Origin of the sequence: Streptococcus mitis (assembly GCF_005844455.1) — a bacterium.
GTDB lineage: Bacteria > Bacillota > Bacilli > Lactobacillales > Streptococcaceae > Streptococcus > Streptococcus mitis_BF.
The window spans coordinates 1-1,028 of the sequence record NZ_SPGF01000117.1; the positions used below are offsets into that span (position 1 = coordinate 1).

2 protein-coding genes are annotated in these 1,028 nt (G+C 31.8%); both read left to right on the forward strand.

Annotated elements, in window-relative coordinates:
- The coding region (locus FGQ53_RS11680) for a transposase (protein ID WP_171019140.1) at positions 1 to 201 on the forward strand (201 nt) is incomplete at its 5' end.
- 55 nt (positions 202 to 256) lie between these two features.
- Positions 257 to 880 (forward strand): hypothetical protein, encoded by a 624-nt coding sequence (locus tag FGQ53_RS11685; RefSeq protein WP_138338952.1) that lies wholly within the window; start codon positions 257 to 259, stop codon positions 878 to 880.
- Positions 881 to 1,028: the final 148 nt, after the last annotated feature.

Here is a 1,028-nt window from a genome sequence, read left to right on the forward strand (position 1 = left end):
AATGCTAGTTTTCATCCCAAGAACATTTTGGATGAACTTTGCATTCAAGATAAGCACTTTTTCTTACCTCTACCACCTTATTCACCAGATTTGAATCCTATTGAGCAAGCTTGGGCTATCTTGAAAAAGAAAGTGACAGATTTATTAAGGAAAGTTCCAAATATTTTTGAATGTTTAAAGTGCTTTTTTAAAACTAAATGACTATATAGGAAAAATTTATTATATAGAAGTGATAGAGCACAGAGGAGTAAGATAAATGTCATTAAAAGAAAATCTAAATAAATATGACTATTTAAAAGAAATTTGCAAATTCTCAGATTTAACAAATGTAAACATAGAACAATTGATAAAAGGGGTGTCAAATGACGAGAAAAAATTGTGGGCAATGTTTGCTAGGAAAAGAAGAGGCTTGAATAACGATAATTCTGATTTGGCACAGATTTGCGTACAAGTTGGGAGTAGTATTAACATATACTCTGAGTTAAGAAGAATATTAAGATGTATGATTTCTGAACCAAAAAAAGAAAAAGTTTCTACAGAATTCACGGTTGATGCATATATGTTTACTACATTCATGGATAAAGACAGTATCAAGTACAGATCTATTTATAATAAATTCGAAGATTTTATTATTTATGAAATTATTGCTGAAAAATACTTAGCTAATATAGATTATGGAGACTATGATAAAATCAACTATTCGGAAGTGAAATTTGCGCTTGAACATCGTGCTTATTTATGGAATCCAGCCCCATCAACATATGGAAATAAAGAACGAGAAATACTCGCAACTTTTAAAACAAGAAAAGAGAACAAAGAGAAAGAAGTTGAAAATTTTTTTGAAAGTTCTATAATGAGGTTAGCCACCCAGCCCTCCTAAAAATTAGATGGTTCAACTGGCTTATAGCTAGTACTCGATTTCATTTGATAAGAGGCTTGATGCTGTTAGGCTGGTGAGCCAAGGCTAAGACTAGCCTTGGTTTAGCTAACGAAACAGCTTCAAGGGTTCCTCTTGCCAAATGAAAGCT